Annotated in this window: 12 protein-coding genes; 8 read left to right on the forward strand and 4 right to left on the reverse strand. The window is 52.7% G+C overall.

What is annotated here, in order from left to right; all coding sequences use genetic code 11:
* Positions 1-10: 10 nt before the first annotated feature.
* From Q0P86_RS00215 to ilvB, 4 genes are all read right to left on the reverse strand, one after another.
* A complete protein-coding gene (locus Q0P86_RS00215; protein WP_295036606.1) occupies positions 11-2,059 on the reverse strand; it encodes a M23 family metallopeptidase in 2,049 nt (682 codons plus the stop codon).
* Between the two features lie 65 nt (positions 2,060-2,124).
* On the reverse strand, positions 2,125-3,489 hold the full coding sequence (gene ffh, locus Q0P86_RS00220; RefSeq protein WP_072978872.1) for a signal recognition particle protein: 1,365 nt from the start codon (positions 3,487-3,489) through the stop codon (positions 2,125-2,127).
* A gap of 132 nt (positions 3,490-3,621) precedes the next feature.
* On the reverse strand, positions 3,622-4,119 hold the full coding sequence (gene ilvN / locus Q0P86_RS00225; protein WP_290995709.1) for an acetolactate synthase small subunit: 498 nt from the start codon (positions 4,117-4,119) through the stop codon (positions 3,622-3,624).
* 11 nt (positions 4,120-4,130) lie between these two features.
* Entirely contained in the window at positions 4,131-5,849 is a 1,719-nt protein-coding gene (gene ilvB / locus Q0P86_RS00230) for a biosynthetic-type acetolactate synthase large subunit (RefSeq protein WP_290995707.1), read from the reverse strand.
* A 487-nt stretch (positions 5,850-6,336) separates the two neighbouring features.
* Here ilvB and Q0P86_RS00235 point away from each other — a divergent pair, with 487 nt between their 5' ends.
* From Q0P86_RS00235 to Q0P86_RS00270, 8 genes are all read left to right on the forward strand, one after another.
* Complete coding sequence (locus Q0P86_RS00235) at positions 6,337-7,089, forward strand: RadC family protein (RefSeq protein ID WP_294111499.1); 753 nt, start codon at positions 6,337-6,339, stop codon at positions 7,087-7,089.
* A gap of 163 nt (positions 7,090-7,252) precedes the next feature.
* Positions 7,253-9,871, forward strand: coding sequence for an OmpA family protein (locus Q0P86_RS00240; RefSeq protein ID WP_295036608.1), 2,619 nt, complete (start codon positions 7,253-7,255; stop codon positions 9,869-9,871).
* 97 nt (positions 9,872-9,968) lie between these two features.
* Positions 9,969-10,208 (forward strand): hypothetical protein, encoded by a 240-nt coding sequence (locus Q0P86_RS00245; protein WP_290995696.1) that lies wholly within the window; start codon positions 9,969-9,971, stop codon positions 10,206-10,208.
* Between the two features lie 87 nt (positions 10,209-10,295).
* Positions 10,296-11,108: a thymidylate synthase gene (locus Q0P86_RS00250; RefSeq protein WP_290995694.1), complete on the forward strand. Its 813-nt coding sequence runs from the start codon at positions 10,296-10,298 to the stop codon at positions 11,106-11,108.
* Between the two features lie 35 nt (positions 11,109-11,143).
* Positions 11,144-11,629, forward strand: a complete 486-nt coding sequence (locus Q0P86_RS00255) for a dihydrofolate reductase (protein ID WP_295036609.1) — start codon at positions 11,144-11,146, stop codon at positions 11,627-11,629.
* Entirely contained in the window at positions 11,617-13,365 is a 1,749-nt protein-coding gene (locus tag Q0P86_RS00260) for a GGDEF domain-containing protein (protein WP_295036610.1), read from the forward strand. The genes Q0P86_RS00255 and Q0P86_RS00260 overlap by 13 nt, the downstream gene beginning before the upstream one ends.
* A 3-nt stretch (positions 13,366-13,368) precedes the next feature.
* Positions 13,369-14,667: an MgtC/SapB family protein gene (locus Q0P86_RS00265; RefSeq protein WP_290995687.1), complete on the forward strand. Its 1,299-nt coding sequence runs from the start codon at positions 13,369-13,371 to the stop codon at positions 14,665-14,667.
* The gene (locus Q0P86_RS00270) at positions 14,664-15,659 is read left to right on the forward strand and encodes a metallophosphoesterase (RefSeq protein ID WP_295036611.1); all 996 of its coding nucleotides are present in this window, start codon (positions 14,664-14,666) and stop codon (positions 15,657-15,659) included. The genes Q0P86_RS00265 and Q0P86_RS00270 overlap by 4 nt, the downstream gene beginning before the upstream one ends.
* Positions 15,660-15,674 lie beyond the last annotated feature (15 nt).

Below are 15,674 nucleotides of genomic sequence, written 5' to 3' on the forward strand. Positions count from 1 at the left end.
TTCTTAGAAGTTAAAATTCAGGAACGTCCACGTCGTAGCTGGCCTTGTGGCCGGCCTCGTCGACAATCTTGAGGTTGAAGGTGCCGCCCGCTTCGGGGAGCTTTTCTCCTTCGATAACGATTTCGCGGGGTTCGGAATCATATTCTGCAGCGACCCATTTCTTACCGACCGTTACGGTGATGGAATTGCCGTCGGCAACTCCGTCGTACTTGAACATCAGCGGAATTCGGAGCGCGGGCTGGCGGATACCACCGATAAACATGTCACCCCAGTAGGGGAATCCGAGTGTCGGAGCCTCTTCGTTGTTGATGTTTGCGATGTCGCGCAGTTCGTTGGTCGTGGCGCAGCGGTTCTTGCCCTTGGTCTGCTTGCTGAAGATGAACCAGTTGCGGCTCGTTTCGCCTAGCCAGTAGAGCGGGTAGTTGTTTTCGCTGTTCTCGACGCAGACTGTCCAGTCCTTGAGCTGCATCCCCTTCGGGTGGAATTCCAGGAAGTCGAGACTGTCGGTATGGGTACGCGTGACAGCGAGTATCTTTTTCGTTGTGTCGCGTCCGGTGGGAATTCCCGTGATTTTTTGCGTGACGCCGATGTCGCCAATTTTTGTGGTCCAGTTGACGCTCTTTTGATACTGGTTGAAGGAATAGATGGCGATGGTCTCGTCGACCGCCTTGCCGTCGCCGGTGGAGCCTGCGTCGGCCGTGTAATGGATGTTCGTCATTTCGGGGTAGATTTCGAGAAGCCGTCCGACAGTGATGGGCCTATGCTTGAACGCCTTGCACATGTCTTCTTCGATTACCTGGTCCTTGGCAAGCGCGGTGAACTTCATCCCGTTTTCGCAACGGAACAGGTCTAGCATCGGGCGGCTGAGGAAGGTGAATAGGGGTGATGTCTGCACCTTGGTCAACGGGAGAGGCTTGTCGCTCTTGCAGCGACCGTGGAAGGTGAATTTTTTGCTGGTCATATTGCCGTTGAAGTCTTCCACTTCGAGCCTGTAGGTCGAAAGGGGGGCGAGTTTCGCGTTGATTACATGCCAGTCGCCGGCGGTGTCGGCTTCTTCGGCCCACAGGAGCTGGTCGCGAATCTGCGACATCCTGCTGTAGCGGAGTGTGTCGAGCCTTTCGTCAAAAATCTTTTCGTCGTAGCGCCAAACTGTGATGCGGCGGACCGACATCGGGTTTTCCTTGGGTTCGCGGCTGTAGTCGGCGATTTTCACGGCCATGCTCAGGTTGAATTCGTTCTTGACCGGAGTTTCGACGCAGCCCTTGTCAATTGCTTCGGGCGTGGTGATAGCGAGATGGTTGCCCTGCCAAACGGCGATTCCGAAAATCTGCGGGGCCATCGTGTCTGCGACGGCGACGCCTGCGAGTGCGGGGTTGATGACGCGGTCGTTGTCCAGGCGCACTTCCAGGTGCAGGTGCGGGTTACCGATTCCGGTGCTGCCAGCGAAGGTCAGCGTGTCGCCTTTCTTGTAGCTTGTTCCCGGTTTTACAATGACATCGTTTTTCTTGGAGGAATACTGTTTCTTGATAATCTGGTCGTCCAGCTTGCCGAAGCTGCTCTGGTGCGCAAAAGCCCAGGTCTTGCCGCTCTTGCCCTTGAAAAGCATCAACTTTCCGTAGTGGAAGGGCGATACGCGGAGTTCGACCACCTTGCCGTCTTCGGGGGCGTAGATCGGCCAGCCTTCTTCCATTTGGGTGGAATAGTCAAAACCAGCGTGGTAACGGGTTCCGCGGTTTTCGCCGAAGCTCGACGTCAAATAGGCGTCGCGTTCGAACGGACGGTAAGTTGGCGCATCCGGCTTAAGGATCGTCTTGGTTTCCATTCCGTCGGCGTTGTCTATCCCGGTATTCTTCTGGGGGGTGGCCTTGTCGCCGAAGTCCGTTGTCGAAACGGTTCCACCGGATTTTGCCTTGATGCAGTCTTCATAGGCGAATGCGTCCATCGCTTCCGCATCGCATTCTTCTGCGTATGCGGGAGAGAGCAAGGCGAGGCATCCGACGATGCCGAAGATTGTTTTTTTATTCGTAATTTTGGTAAACTTATTCCAAATCGTTTTCATGGAATAAAAGATACAAAATTCTTACAAGCTTGTCTGCGATGGTTTAGCTCGCACCCAGGAGAAGACTAGTGTTTCTTCTTTTTCTTCTTGTCTTTAGGCGGGGTGTAGTTGGAACCGACGGCTCCGCCGTTGTTCTGCTTGCGGGCCATGTCGCCGACCTTCTTGAACATTTCCTTCATGGTCTCGTACTGCTTGAGCACCGCGTTCACGCGACCGATTTCGGTGCCGGAACCCTTGGCCACGCGGGCCTTGCGGCTGCCGTCCAGAATCTGCGGTTTCTTGCGTTCCTTCGGGGTCATGGAGCTGAGCACGGCTTCCACGTAAACGAGTTCCTTTTCGTCAATCTGATCGATGGGGAGCTTGTTCAGCCCCGGAATCAGGCTCAGGATGTCCTTGATGCGGCCGAGTTTCTTGATGGTGCGCAGCTGGTTCAAGAAATCGTTCAGGTCGAAGGTGTTGTTGAGAATCTTCTTCTTCAGGTCCTTCGCGTCTTTTTCGTCGATGACCTGCTGTGCACGCTCCACGAGGGTAACCACGTCGCCCATGCCGAGGATTCGGCTGGCCATGCGGTCGGGGTGGAACAGTTCAATTTCGGGGAGCTTTTCGCCGACACCGATAAAGCAGATGGGCACGCCCGTCATCTTCTTGATGCTGAGTGCTGCACCGCCGCGGGTGTCACCATCCATCTTCGAAAGGCAAACGCCGGTAAAGGAAAGACGCTGCCAGAAGGTTTCGGCCACGTTCACCGCTTCCTGACCGATCATGGCGTCGGCCACGAACAAAATTTCATCCGGGTGAACGGCGTCGCGGGCTTTTTCGAGTTCCTGCATCAACTCTTCGTCGATCTGCAGGCGGCCTGCGGTATCGTAAATCACCAGATCAAAGCCGTTGTCCTTGGCGTACTGGTAACCGTGCTTGATGATTTCCACCGGATTGCCCTGGCCTTCGTCGTAAACGGGAATGCCGATAGATTTGCCCAGCACCTGCAACTGCTTGATAGCGGCGGGGCGGTACACGTCGGCGGCCACCAGGAGCGGCTTGCGCTTTTTCTTGCTGCGCATCCAGAGGGCGATTTTGCCGGCGAAGGTTGTCTTACCCGAACCTTGCAGACCTACCATCATGATGCCGACCGGAGCAGGGCCAGAGAGGTTGATTTCCTTGGTTTCGCCGCCCATCACGGCCACGAGTTCGTCGTGGATAATTTTCACAATCTGCTGACCGGGGGTCACGGAGTTGAGCACTTCGGAGCCCAGGGCCTTTTCCTTGACGGCCTTTACGAAGTCGCGGGTCACGTTGAAGTTCACGTCGGCTTCGAGGAATGCGCGGCGCACTTCGCGCAACGATTCGGCGACATTTTCTTCGGTGAGCTTGCCCTGCCCGCGCAGGTTCTTGAGAGTAGATTCTAGAGAGTCTGTCAGCTGTGAAAACATAGTGGGTCAAATTTAGCAAAGTCAGAAGTATGATGTAGAAGGTAGAATCGAAATGATGCAAAAAATCCGCCCAAATCAATGGGCGGATTTTGTGAAGTTTGCTTGTCAGGTCTTCGCGAACTCTTTTGTCCGTTACGTCCTGTCTTCGCCGCGGAGCATGATGACCTTGCCCGTGCGAATGTATTCGACGATTTCGAACTTCTGCAACAGGCTCTTGAGCGTGTCGACCTTCTGGCTGTTTCCGGTGATCTGGATAATCATCGATGTCGCGGTCATGTCCACGGTGTTGGCGTGGAAGTGGTCGCAAAGCTGCAGAATTTCGGTACGCTGGTCCGGAGTGCAACGCACCTTGATGAGTGCGAGTTCCTTTTCCACGGCGTCGGTATCGGTATGGTCCTTGGCCTGCACCACGTCCACGAGCTTTTCGAGTTGCTTGATAATCTGCATCAAGATCTCGGGATTGCCGTGAGCGATGATGTTCATGCGGCTAAAGTTCGGGTCGAGCGTGGGGGAGACCACCAGGGAATCGATGTTGTAACCACGGCGGGAGAACACGAGGGCGATGCGCACGAGCACGCCCGGGCGGTTTGCAACTAACAAACTAATAGAATGTGCTTTATCCTTTAACATGGCTTATCTCCTTAGGTCGATCCCGTGGGCTTTTCAAGTTGAGTCTTCGGCTGTTCGGTAATCATGCTCGTAATCGGAGCACCGGCCGGAATCATCGGGAACACGTTGTCTTCCTTTTCGCATTCGCAGTGGATGAGCACCGGGCCTTCGTTGTATTCCAGAGCCTTCTGGATCACGCGCTCGGCGTCGGCGCTACGCTTGATGCGGAGTCCGAGAATGCCGTAGGCTTCGGCGAGCTTCACGAAGTCGGGGTTGCCCTTCATGTCCACGCTGCTGTAACGCTTGTCGTAGAACATGTCCTGCCACTGGCGCACCATGCCCAGGTACTTGTTGTCCATCACGAAAATCTTGATGGGAAGCTTGTGGATGGCGGCCGTTGCAAGTTCTGCTTCGGTCATCTGGAAACCGCCGTCACCGCAGAAGGTCACTACCGGCCAACCGGTCGTGTTGCCGAAAGCGGCGCCAATGCAAGACGGGAGGCCAAAGCCCATGGTGCCTGCACCGCCACTGGAGTGGAGCTGGCGCGGATAATTGGTGTGGAAGAACTGAGCCACCCACATCTGGTGCTGGCCCACGTCAGTCGTGACAATGGCCTTGCCCTGCGTGAGGTCGCTAACAGTCTGAACAATGTGCTGCATACGGAGACCGCCCTGCTTCGGGTAGGTCAGCGGGAAACGCTTCTTCCAGGACTGGCAAGTCTTCACCCATTCGGCGGTGTCGAGCTTACCCACGAGCGGCAGGAGCTGTTCCAGAACGAGCTTTGCATCGCCGCACATGAACACATCCGGCTGTAACACCTTGCCTTCTTCGGCGGGGTCAATGTCGATGTGCATCTTGATGGCGTCCTTACAGAACACGTCAAGCTTACCGGTAATGCGGTCATCCCAGCGACTGCCGATCGAAAGAATCAAGTCGCAATCGAGAACAGCCTTGTTGGCGTACACGGTGCCGTGCATGCCGAGCATGCCCAAAGAAAGTTCATGGTCGGTCGGGAAGGTGCCAAGGCCGAGCAAAGTGCATGCCACGGGGGCGTTCAACTTTTCGGCGAGTTCCTTCACCTGGCGGCTAGCGCCCGAAATCATGGCACCGTGGCCCACGAGCAAGAGCGGCTTCTTGGACTTCTTCAGGTATTCGGCGGCCTTTTCGACACTTTCAGTAGAAGCGTAGCTCGGAATCTTGTAACCCGGAAGGTCCATCTTGTCGGTGAACGGAGCGGTGCAGGGGCCTGCGGTCACGTCCTTCGGCAAGTCGATCAGCACGGGGCCCGGACGGCCGCTGCGTGCGATGTGGAAAGCTTCCTTCATAATGCGCGGAAGGTCGTTGGAATCCTTCACCAAGTAAGAATGCTTCACGGCTGCAAAAGTCATACCGCTGGTATCGCATTCCTGGAAGGCGTCCTTACCCAAGTTCGGAGTGGTCGTCTGGGCGGCAAGAACCACAATCGGGCTAGAATCCATAAGGGCGGTGTAGATACCGGTAAAGGTGTTGGTGGCGCCCGGGCCGCTGGTGACGAGAGCGACGCCGACCTTGCCGGTCTGACGAGCGTAACCGTCGGCCATGTGGGTGGCACCCTGTTCGTGGCGGGTCAACACGACTTTAATATTGGAATCCAGAATGGCGTCGAACATCGGGATGGCCGATCCACCGGGATAACCGAAAATGGTATCAATTCCTTCGCGCTTGAGGCATTCGATAATCACCTCTGCGCCACTTAATGGAGAATTTGCCATATAATTTCCTGTACTTAACGGGTTGTTATTTAAAAAATATGCGGAAAATATAGAACGGATGACCCCTAGTGGCAAGAGATTTATGCTAAAAAACTGAAAAAAGTTGAAAATTTTTGAGAAAAACGCCGCGCAGAAAGGTGCTTTTTCTGAAAAATCCTAATGTTTTTGGCTTAAATTTGAAATTTTGAACAAAAAGTTTCGTGAAAAAGTCTTGTGAAATTGATGAACTTTTAAAATTTTTGATTTTATACAAATTAAAAACAAATGTTTTTGACTGTAAAATTGAAAAATGTAAGTTTTAGATAATTTTCTGCGAGCCGTTTCTCGTCTGAAACCCGTCGGTCGCGGCACCCCAGCCAGGATGACGGCTCCAATTAATGTCGTTCTCGACCAACGGGAGGGAATCCATTGACCTCGTTCCTACTCATTTTCTCATTTTTCTGGAGTTGTGCGTATATATAATAGGTTTACCCCCAAAAAAGGAAAAATGATGACTCAAGAAAAATTTCAGATTGCGCCGGCAAAGGCTGAATCTCTCTACATATCTTCTTCGAAGGATCTTTCGGCAATGAATCCTCTTCTCCCTCGCGAAAAAATCGAGCGGATGGGGGCATCATCCATGAGCAACGAGGAACTTTTGGCGCTGATTCTCGGTAGCGGCTGTCAGGATTGCGATGTTTTCGAACTTTCGCGGAAATTGGCGGATTTCCTTTCGGAAGAAACCGAAATGCCGACGCTCCAGAAGCTGCGCCGGATTCGCGGACTTGGGCGCGTCAAGGCGACCCAGGTGCTTGCGTGCCTGGAGCTTTCGGGGCGCTATATCTTGAGCGGAAAGGCAATGTTCGTGGGAAGTCCCGAAGATATTGTCGTTCGGCTTTCTTTTTTGAAGTACGAGTCGCAGGAGCGCTTCGTGTTGGCGACTCTCGATGCGGCGAACCATGTCATCCGTGTGCATGAACTGACCAAGGGGCTGGTGGACCGTACGCCGATTCACCCGCGCGAGGCTTTCGTGAAGGCAATCGAGGACCGTGCCGTGTCGGTAATTTTCGCCCATAACCATCCTTCGGGTGCGACGGTGCCGAGTGAAGAGGATTTGTCCATTACCCGTGTTCTGTGCGCCTCGGGCCGTATTTTGCAGATTCCCGTCCTTGACCATATTATTGTGGGGAAGTGCGGTCACACGAGTATCTGTCGCCTTTATCCTGAGTATTTTGAAAAGACTTTTACTCCTGTAGACTAAAAATGGGCGAAATTTCGCCAATTTAGGCACTATGGTCACAAAAATATTGATTTTTTGTCTCTTTTTTATCTTATAAAATGTGTTTTTTTCATTAATAAACTATATTTAGGATAGTTAAATGGGGTAGCCTTGTTTGGTAGGTTGCCCAATATAAGGAGATGCTATGAAAAAGGTAGCTATGGGTCTTGCCCTTGCGCTGGCGGCTTCCGCCTTTGCTGGACATCCCCAGACGATTAACAAGGAAGGCTTCGTGGGTGTGAATAAGACCCAGGCGGCTCATTCCCTTGGACATTCCAAGCTTGTGTTTACCCTTTTGGGCGACGCAACCTTTGGCAATGACATGTTCCCGAACAATGATGCAACTGGGGTTGCAATTTCTGAAATTGATGCCGCCGGTGCTCAGAAGAGCGCCCCGGTCGCGGACTATGTGGGTGGAAGCGCCTACATCGGTTTTGCTATCGGTATCTGGCACTACTTTGACTTGGGCGTGACGATGCCCGTCTATTATGACCAGTTTAACGCTGAAGGTGTTTATAGCGACGGTACCGGTGGTGCTGTTGTTCCGAATACCAAGGTCGGCTATGTGGGTAACCTCAAGGTGGACTTGAAGGCCCGTTTCCCACTGCCCGAAGACCAGGTGTTCGACGTTGCCGTGTTTGGCGGCGTCGCTGCCGGAACGGCCAATAATGAAAAGCAGGGGCTCTGGATCCGCGAACCGGAATATGTCAACAAGAAAAACGGCATGGCCTATCCGTACGGTACCAAGAATACCACCATCAAGGGCGGTCTTGCCGTGTCTATGGACCTGAGCAAGATGGACGGCGGTGACGGTTTCCCGTTCCTGTTGCACTTGAACGGTGGTTTCCGCTACACGACGAACAGCGACTACATGTCGCTTCCGTTCATGAGCGCCGCTGCCGAAGTCTACTTCATGGACTTCCTCTCTTTGTTCGTAGAATATTACTGGGACATCCAGACGAGCAATTATGAATACTGTATTGAAGGTCAGTGCATTGATAACCGCGACGGCGAACTTGACATGAAGCAGCTGACCGGTGCCCTCGTCTTCCACCTGCCGGTGGGTGTCGACCTGCACATGGGTGCTTCTTACTACCTGGGCGGCGACAAGTTTATCGCAGCCAGCACGCTTGAAAACGGCGAACGCCCGTGGGGTGTTCAGGTGGAACGAATCCGCGTGAACCCGCAGTACACCGTATATGGCGGCCTTACCTGGAGCGGCTATCTGCTTGCTCAGGACCGCGATGGCGACGGCGTGACGGATGATGAAGATAAGTGCCCGGACGATGTCGGTCACCGTCTGAACCAGGGTTGCCCGCTGGGCAATCCGGATGCCGACGAAGATGGCATCTGTGATTCCTGGGTGTCAGAAAAGGGCTTCGAATCCGAATTCGCTGAAGTTTGCGAAGGCATTGACCAGTGCCCGAACGAAGCTGGCGAAGGTGACGATGGTTGCCCGCTTGACAATCCGGATGCCGATGGTGATGGCGTTTGCGACGCATGGGTTTCTCAGAAGAAGTTGCTCAAGAAGTTTGCTGGCGTTTGCGAAGGCATCGATGAATGCCCGAGCCAGGCAGGTTCTCCCAACTTCAACGGTTGTCCGACCAAGAAACCGGACCCGGATGAAGACGGTCTCTGCTCTCCGTGGGTCACCGACGAAGGCTTGCTGAAAGAATTTGCCGATGTCTGTAAGGGTTACGATATGTGCCCGGGCGAAGCCGGTTCCGCTGCGAACAAGGGTTGCGCATGGGATGATCCGGATGCCGATAACGACGGCCTCTGCGACACGTGGGTGACCGAAAAGAAGATGGGCTTCTACTTCGAAAAGGCTGCTGAAGACGAAGCGATGGCGAAGGAATGGTTCATCGACAAGTCTTGTAAGGGTATCGACAAGTGCCCGACCGAATTTGGCCCGATGAACAACGAAGGTTGCCCGCTCGGCAATCCGGATACCGACCAGGATGGCTTCTGCGATCCGTGGGTGACCGAGAAGAATATGCTCGAACAGTACGAAGGAATCTGTCAGGGCGTTGACAAGTGCCCGACCGAAGCCGGCGAAGCGTTTGCCCAGGGTTGCCCGAAGGAAAGCCCGGACCCGGATGGCGACTCCCTCTGCTCTCCGTGGGTCACGAAGGAAAAGGCCCTTGAGCAGTTCAAGGATATGTGCCACGGCTACGACCGTTGCGAACTTGAAGCCGGTCCTGAATGGAACAAGGGTTGCCCGATTGACGACGATCCGGACCCGGATAAGGACGGTGTCTGCTCTGAATGGGTTGCAACCAAGAAGCTCCAGAAGGAATTCGAAAGCGTCTGTACCGGTATCGACCGCTGCCCGGATGAAGCGGGTGACGATGGTCACGGCTGCCCGAAGAAGGCTGCTGAAAAGCTTGATGGCGTGACCTTCAAGAGCGGCAAGTCTACCTTGGAATCTAACGCCAAGAAGATCCTCAAGAATGTGGCCAAGAAGCTTGTCGAAGACGATAGCTATAAGGACTTGAAGATCGTGATCCAGGGTCACACCGACAACGTGGGTAAGGAAAAGACCAACCAGAAACTTTCCGAAAACCGCGCTAAGGAAGTGATGAAGGTGCTCACCAAGGCGGGCGTCAAGAAGGATCGCATCAAGGCTGTCGGTATGGGTTCCAGCTGCCCGGTGGATGACAACAGCACCGCCGAAGGCCGCGAAATGAACCGCCGTATCGAAATGCACTTCGTAACGCCGGATAACGACGGTACCCGGTGCGAAAGCAACTTGGTTCAGTAATCCTCGCTAACCTTTGAATAAAGTCCCTGGCATACCGCCGGGGACTTTTTCTATTTTAGATACGAACAACTAACCACTGTCTACTTCCTACTCCTCTATGACCAAACTCGACGAAATTCTCCAGTCCCTGGAAGCCTCCAACCATGACCTCGTGGAAATGCTCCCGGCCAATTTGAACCACAAGATGGTGCAGAAGGCCCGTCTCGGCAAGAAGCCTGTTCCGAAACATACTCAGGACCTGATTCTGCAGGCGCTGAACAAGTATCTGTTGCAGAATGCCGTTACCGAAGACAAAAAGGTGAAACAGTACAAGCGCGTGGAAATATTCAGGGAGTGATTACAATGAGGAATGTGTAATGTGGAATGTGTGGTTATTCATTTCTCATTACACACTTCACATTTCACATTTTATTAAATTGACTGTATGCAACAATACCTAGACCTGCTCAAAGATATTATGGAAAACGGGGTGGATCGCTCCGACCGTACCGGTACGGGAACGCGCTCCGTGTTTGGACGCCAGTGCCGCTACGACCTTTCCAAGGGTTTCCCTTGCCTGACGACGAAAAAGCTTCACCTTCGCTCGATTATCCATGAACTGCTGTGGTTTTTGAAGGGTGATACAAACATCAAGTACCTGCACGACAACAAGGTGACTATTTGGGACGAATGGGCTGACGAAAACGGCGATCTGGGGCCTGTTTATGGACATCAGTGGCGTAGCTGGCCGACTCCCGATGGCGGACATATCGACCAGATCAAGAATCTGGTGAATAGCCTCAAGAATAATCCCGACTCGCGTCGTCACTTGGTATGTGCCTGGAACGTTGCCGAAGTCGACAAGATGGCGTTGCCGCCTTGCCACTGTCTGTTTCAATTCTACGTGGGCGGTGTAGGGGCTTCGGGCAAGCGCAAGCTCAGCTGCCAGCTGTACCAGCGCAGCGCCGATACTTTCCTCGGGGTTCCTTTCAATATCGCTTCTTACGCCCTTTTGACTTTGATGCTTTGCCAGGTTTGTGACTACGAACCGGGGGAGTTCATCCATACGTTAGGTGATACGCATATTTATTCTAACCATTTTGACCAGGTGAAGGAGCAGCTTTCTCGTACGCCGCGCAATTTGCCGAGCATGAAGCTGAATCCCGAAATCAAGGACCTTTTTGAATTCAAGTTCGAGGACTTTGAACTCGTGGATTACGACCCGTGGCCGACCATCAAGGCTCCCATTGCGGTTTGAGTTCGGATTTCGGAATTCAGAATTCGGAGTGTCTTATGTTGATTTCTGCAATAGTCGCAATTTCTCAGAATAACGTCATTGGACGCGACGGACACTTGCCGTGGCACCTGTCCGCCGATCTCAAGCGATTCAAGGCGATTACGACGGGGCATTCGATTGTGCTCGGCCGTAAGAATTATGACGATATCGGACGCCCGCTTCCGAACCGCACCAATTACGTGCTGACGCGCAATGCGGCGTTCGAGGCTCCGGGCTGCATCGTGTGTGGCAATCTTTCGCAGGCGATTGAATCGGCTCGCGCCGCCCACGAAACAGAATGCTTTATCATTGGTGGCGCGGCGGTCTACCGCGAGGCGATGCCCCTGGTGCAGAAACTTTATGTGACGCGAGTCCTCGCCGATGTCGAAGGTGACGTGCTGTTCCCCGAATGGGGATGCGGCTGGCATAAGGTGAGCGAGGAACGTTTCGATGCCGACGAAAAGAACGACTACCCGACGATTTTCGAGGTGTGGGAGCGCTAAGAGAGGTGACTCTTATGCCGATGACCATCAATACGAAAAAGCTGTTTATAGCAGGTGCCGTGGCGATTTTTGTCGTGGTGCTGTTCCAGTTTTTTTTTGAGATTGTTGCCAAACAGGGGGCCGCCAGCGAAACATATTCTCCGCAACACGACTGGGCTGTTTCTTATAAAAGCGGGGGCTTTACCTATAACGGTTTGTCTGCCGTTCAGAAAAACAATGTTGTTTTGCAACGCGGTGATAGTATTTTTGTTCAGAACGAGTTGCCGCCCGGTCATCCTCTTGTGGTTCGCTTTCTTACTTATCATAAGCTGATTGAAATTTACCAAGACGATATAATGCTGTATTCGTACGGGAAAAGCGACTTTGAAAAAGGGACGCTGGTCGGAAACGGATACCATTATTTTTATCCGATGGTTTGCGATACCAACTGTGCCGTTCGCTTTGTTTTTGTAGAAAGTGAAAACGACATGCCTCTTTATGCGCCGAAATTTGAACTCCTTACTCCCTGGGAGGCGAACAGCGACTTTAATGCTACCCGTTTTTCATCGCTAGTATTCGGCTTGTTTCTTGTTGTATTCGGAGCCTTGTCGGTCATTGCCGGGGCGTGCGCCTCTATCTACGGGGTGTCTTATTTCAGGTTGCTGATGATCGGTCTGCTTTCTTTTTCGCTCGGCCTGTGGACCTTATGTTATACGAAACTGGCGCAGATTTTTTCGATGAACCTGGTGTTCAACACGTCGCTTGAATATGTCTCGCTCCTGTTTTCCGCGATTCCCTTCAGCTTTTTGCTTGTTCGGATGCGTAAAGGAAAAATCCTGCGCTGGAAGTGGTATGTACTGATAGGAATCAATGCGATTGGCATTCTTGTTTTCGTTGCTTTGTCAACCCTTCACTTTATGGATATTGTCCATTTTTCAAGAACTCTTTGGATTTTCCATATTTATATAGGCTTGGCCGTTATCGCGCTTATTGCGTGCGGAGCGATTTACAATCGGCGCATGGACATGTCCGGAAAAATTTTCGCTGTGGCGTGCTTTGTCTTTGTCGGTTTTGCCATGCTGGAACTTGTACGGTACAAGATTAATCAAACGGAGATGTTTGGACATAATCTCAGTGATAATTCGCTTTTGCCGATGGGAACGTTCATCTTCGTATTGTTGCTGATGGTCAGTTTCGTTGTTCATTTGTCTCGCCTGCAGTCTCACAAGGCAGAACGCGATTTGTTGGCAAACATCGCGTATCTGGATTCCCTGACCGGACTTTTCAATCGGGCCAAGTGTAAGCAGATTTTCGAGGTGCTCGACAGGGGAAACAGTGACTATGCTATCATGAGCATTGACTTGAACGGTTTGAAATATGTGAACGACAATTACGGGCACGGTATGGGAGATGCCCTAATCAAGGCCTTTGCGCAGGCGCTCAAGGAAGCCTTTGAGGGAATCGGGACCGCCATTCGACTGGGCGGCGACGAATTTATAATGGTTGTCCGTAGCGAACACCATGCCGAAATGGACCAGGCCTTGGCCAAGATGGCGGAACTCCAGAAAAAGCGCGGGGCCGAGTTGCCTGTTCCCCTAGAAGTGGCCTATGGAATAGCGTTCAGACATGAACTGGCGGATAAGTATTCTGCGGAACAGCGGAAAGGGCGGTTTGAGTCTGAGTATGTGTATGATCTGGCGGACGAACGTATGTACGCCATGAAATCGGAGATGCAGTCGAACCTGGTGAGAAAATAGGGTATGCTTGATTTTAATGTTTTTTATCGTTTGGCGGCAGCCATAGGCATTGGCCTGATTATAGGCTTGCAGCGCGAACATACTTATTTTGACCAGTCGGATAGGCATCCGGCCGGGGTTCGCACGTTTACCTTGGTCGGACTCGCAGGGGCCATGGCGGCGCTTCTTTCGGACCAGATGGGTGGCGTCGCTCCCTTTGTGGCTGGATTTGTGGTAATGGCTCTATTGTTGTTCGCTTCGCACATTTCGTTTGCCCTGGGCAGGCGCGCCGCGGATGGACTTCCTACGGGGAAAAATGGAATTACGACAAGCGTTGCCGTTATTATCGTGTATCTGTTGGGCGGAATTTGCTGGTATGGCCGCTTGCCTGAATCTTGCGTGATTGTCGTCGTGATGCTCTGGGTGCTTTCGGCGAAGGAACAGCTGCATGCCTTCGCTCAAAAGCTTTCGAAAGAAGATATCATTGCGATTGTAAAGTTTGCTGTGATAACGGCTCTCGTTTTGCCTTTCCTGCCGAACCAGTCCTATGGCCCTCCCGGTCTTGAAGTCCTGAACCCGCGCTCCATATGGTTATTCGTGGTGTTCATTTCGGGAATCGGCTTTGTGGGGTATGGCCTGATTAAACTTGTGGGGCCGGGCAAGGGAATCTGGCTCACGGGTTTGCTGGGCGGGCTTGCGAGCAGTACGGCACTTACACTCAATCTGGCAGGACGCAGCCGCGAAAATGAGGATTATGCTTCGGACTTTACGCTCGGAATTGTCTTGAGTTGGGCGGTAATGTATGCGCGTCTTTATCTGATATGTATCTTCTTGAGCAGCACTCTTGCCAAACCCCTGCTGTTGCCCCTGTTGCTTCCGGTGGTGCCGGCGCTGGGATATGCGCTTTATCTTAAGGTGAGGGAATTTCGCGATCATCGGCAAAAGTCGGCGGACTTTACGAATCCTTTCAAACTGTTGCCTGCCATCAAGTTCGGCGTGATTTTTACTTGCGTTATGTTTGTCGCGAATGCAGCCCGTGTTTACCTGGGCTCGGGCGCCTTGCTGGCGTGTAGCTTTCTGGGCGGTGCCGCCGAGATGGACGCGGTGGCGTTCTCCGTAATCGATATGAATTTAAAGTCGGGGCTTGCCGTGCGTGAACTAGTGCTTGCCCTGTTGTTTGCAAGTCTTGCCAATACGATTACCAAGGGTGTCCTGGTTTGTGTACTAGGAGCTAAGTCGATGCGCCGGCCGATTATTCCGGCAGTGGTGCTGATTTGTGCGGTAACGGGCGGCTTGATTGCATATTATATGACTTGCGTATGACGAATTCACTTGATTTTATTGGAGATATTCACGGGCATTGCGAAGAACTTCGTGTCCTGCTAAAAGAGCTCGGTTATGTCGAGTCTGCCGGGGCCTTTCGCTATCCGGGCGGCGCGCGTTCGGTGGTGTTCCTGGGCGACTATGTGGATCGTGGCCCCAGAGTGCGTGAAACGCTGAACTTGGTGCGTGCGATGCGCGATGCGGGGTCGGCGGTGGCCCTGATGGGAAACCACGAGTTCAATATGCTCTCGTTCTGGCAAAGGAACGGTGCGGGCGGCGGCCATTTTCTAAGCCGGTTTAAGGACGGTTTCTTGCGTGAACACAGCTTCAACAAGGTCGCAATTCATTCGCGGACTGTTGCGGATTTTGTCGGGCGAAAGCAGGAATTTCTGGATGCGCTGGATTTCGTAAAGACGCTGCCGTTGTATCTGGAGACGGAATCGTTCAGGGCGCAACATGCCTGTTTCGATGCTGATGCAATCGCGACGCTGCGTCGCGAAGGTATAGGCTGCTTTGCCGACGGAAATTTCGACGAGCTGATTGCCCGCGCCAACGACGAGGACTTTGAATTTGAAGACAGCCTGTTCAATCCGATGAGTACGGTCTTGAAAGGTCCCGAGATGTATTTGCCCAAGGGAGAATACTTTACCGATGCCGAAGGCGTAAGACGAGTCAAGACGCGAATAGCCTGGTGGCTAGACCCTAAAAAGGCGAGCTTCAGCGAACTTAGTTTCCAGCCGGGAGTATCGATGGACGTGAAGGAAGAAGTGCCGTCAGAGGTTCAAGCTCGGAATTTTTACGGAGAAGAGGAACGCCCGGTCTTTTTTGGACATTATTGGTTGACTGGAATCCCGAAGCTAGTTCGCGATAACGTTTGCTGCCTTGATTTCAGCGTGGCAGGTTACCGTGGCGATGGCCGGTTGGCGGCTTACCGCTTTGACGGGGAGCAGCGACTGGACGAAAGTAAGTTTGTATGGGTGGAGGCTATTTAGACGAGGGACGTGAGA

The organism is uncultured Fibrobacter sp. (assembly GCF_946062555.1).
Classification (GTDB): Bacteria; Fibrobacterota; Fibrobacteria; order Fibrobacterales; family Fibrobacteraceae; genus Fibrobacter.